Source organism: Achromobacter sp. ACM04 (genome assembly GCF_014851465.1).
Lineage (GTDB): Bacteria > Pseudomonadota > Gammaproteobacteria > Burkholderiales > Burkholderiaceae_B > Achromobacter > Achromobacter aegrifaciens.
Map to the genome: position 1 here is coordinate 1 of NZ_JACUZS010000009.1, position 3,039 is coordinate 3,039.

General features: G+C 52.1%; 1 rRNA gene. It reads left to right on the plus strand.

Annotation, left to right across the window (positions count from 1 at the left end):
• Positions 1 to 128: 128 nt before the first annotated feature.
• Positions 129 to 3,011, plus strand: a 23S ribosomal RNA gene (locus tag IB259_RS30815).
• Positions 3,012 to 3,039 lie beyond the last annotated feature (28 nt).

A 3,039-nucleotide genomic window follows, 5' to 3' on the forward strand; every position in this document is an offset into this window, starting at 1 on the left:
GTACGGGTTGTGATTGCATTAATTTTGTTCCAAGTTCTCAAGACTGGGGTGAATAACCTCAGACTGCTTTGAAACTTATGAACGGCACAAACGCTAATACTCAGGTCCTATAGCCTACAGCGTTATAGGATCAAGCGACTAAGTGCATATGGTGGATGCCTTGGCGATCACAGGCGATGAAGGACGTAGTAGCCTGCGAAAAGCTACGGGGAGCTGGCAAACAAGCTTTGATCCGTAGATGTCCGAATGGGGAAACCCACTGCGCAAGCAGTATCCCTGGCTGAATACATAGGCCAGTGGAAGCGAACCGGGTGAACTGAAACATCTCAGTAGCTCGAGGAAAAGAAATCAACCGAGATTCCGAAAGTAGTGGCGAGCGAAATCGGAAGAGCCTTTACGTTTTAGCACGCAAGATAGTCGAACGGAATGGAAAGTCCGGCCGTAGCAGGTGATAGCCCTGTAGGCGAAATCTTGTGTGTGGAACTAAGCGTAAGAAAAGTAGGGCGGGACACGTGAAATCCTGTTTGAAGATGGGGGGACCATCCTCCAAGGCTAAATACTCGTGATCGACCGATAGTGAACCAGTACCGTGAGGGAAAGGCGAAAAGAACCCCGGAAGGGGAGTGAAATAGATCCTGAAACCGTATGCATACAAACAGTAGGAGCCTCCTTGTGGGGTGACTGCGTACCTTTTGTATAATGGGTCAGCGACTTACATTCAGTGGCAAGGTTAACCGAATAGGGAAGCCGTAGCGAAAGCGAGTCCGAATAGGGCGATTCAGTCGCTGGGTGTAGACCCGAAACCAGATGATCTATCCATGGCCAGGTTGAAGGCACGGTAACACGTGCTGGAGGACCGAACCCACTAATGTTGAAAAATTAGGGGATGAGCTGTGGATAGGGGTGAAAGGCTAAACAAATCTGGAAATAGCTGGTTCTCTCCGAAAACTATTTAGGTAGTGCCTCAAGTATTACTGCGGGGGGTAGAGCACTGTTATAGCTAGGGGGTCATGGCGACTTACCAAACTATGGCAAACTCCGAATACCCGCAAGTACAGCTTGGGAGACAGAGCACCGGGTGCTAACGTCCGGACTCAAGAGGGAAACAACCCAGACCGCCAGCTAAGGTCCCAAATTATCGCTAAGTGGGAAACGAAGTGGGAAGGCATAGACAGTCAGGAGGTTGGCTTAGAAGCAGCCATCCTTTAAAGAAAGCGTAATAGCTCACTGATCGAGTCGTCCTGCGCGGAAGATGTAACGGGGCTAAGCGATAAACCGAAGCTGCGGGTGTGCACTTTTAGTGCACGCGGTAGGAGAGCGTTCTGTAAGCCTGCGAAGGTGGCTTGTAAAGGCTGCTGGAGGTATCAGAAGTGCGAATGCTGACATGAGTAGCGATAAAGGGGGTGAAAAGCCCCCTCGCCGTAAGTCCAAGGTTTCCTGCGCAACGTTCATCGGCGCAGGGTGAGTCGGCCCCTAAGGCGAGGCAGAGATGCGTAGCTGATGGGAAGCTGGTTAATATTCCAGCACCGTCGTACAGTGCGATGGGGGGACGGATCGCGGAAGATCATCAGGGTGTTGGATGTCCCTGTTGCTGCATCGAAGATGGCGCTTAGGCAAATCCGGGCGCGTAAATCAAGGGTGTGGCACGAGCGAGCATTGCTTGCGAAGTGATTGGAAGTGGTTCCAAGAAAAGCCTCTAAGCTTCAGCTGTACGAGACCGTACCGCAAACCGACACAGGTGGACGGGATGAATATTCCAAGGCGCTTGAGAGAACTCAGGAGAAGGAACTCGGCAAATTGATACCGTAACTTCGGGAGAAGGTATACCCCGGTAGTGTGAAGCGCCTGCGCGCTTAGCATGATGGGGTCGCAGAGAATCGGTGGCTGCGACTGTTTATTAAAAACACAGCACTCTGCAAAGACGAAAGTCGACGTATAGGGTGTGACGCCTGCCCGGTGCCGGAAGGTTAAGTGATGGGGTGCAAGCTCTTGATCGAAGCCCCGGTAAACGGCGGCCGTAACTATAACGGTCCTAAGGTAGCGAAATTCCTTGTCGGGTAAGTTCCGACCTGCACGAATGGCGTAACGATGGCCACACTGTCTCCTCCTGAGACTCAGCGAAGTTGAAGTGTTTGTGATGATGCAATCTACCCGCGGCTAGACGGAAAGACCCCATGAACCTTTACTGTAGCTTTGCATTGATCTGTGAACCGGCCTGTGTAGGATAGGTGGGAGGCTTTGAAGCGTAGTCGCTAGATTACGTGGAGCCATCCTTGAAATACCACCCTGGTTTGTTTGCGGTTCTAACCTTGGTCCGTTATCCGGATCGGGGACAGTGCATGGTGGGCAGTTTGACTGGGGCGGTCTCCTCCCAAAGTGTAACGGAGGAGTTCGAAGGTACGCTAGGTACGGTCGGAAATCGTGCTGATAGTGCAATGGCATAAGCGTGCTTGACTGTGAGACTGACAAGTCGAACAGGTGCGAAAGCAGGACATAGTGATCCGGTGGTTCTGAATGGAAGGGCCATCGCTCAACGGATAAAAGGTACTCTGGGGATAACAGGCTGATACCGCCCAAGAGTTCATATCGACGGCGGTGTTTGGCACCTCGATGTCGGCTCATCTCATCCTGGGGCTGTAGCCGGTCCCAAGGGTATGGCTGTTCGCCATTTAAAGAGGTACGTGAGCTGGGTTTAAAACGTCGTGAGACAGTTTGGTCCCTATCTGCCGTGGGCGTTGGATACTTGACGGAGCCTGCTCCTAGTACGAGAGGACCGGAGTGGACGTACCTCTGGTGTACCGGTTGTCATGCCAATGGCATTGCCGGGTAGCTAAGTACGGAAGAGATAACCGCTGAAGGCATCTAAGCGGGAAACTCGTCTGAAGATAAGGTATCCCGGGGACTTGATCCCCCTGAAGGGTCGTTCGAGACCAGGACGTTGATAGGTCGGGTGTGGAAGCGCAGTAATGCGTTAAGCTAACCGATACTAATTGCCCGTGAGGCTTGATCCTATAACACTGATGGTTATGACCTGGTGAT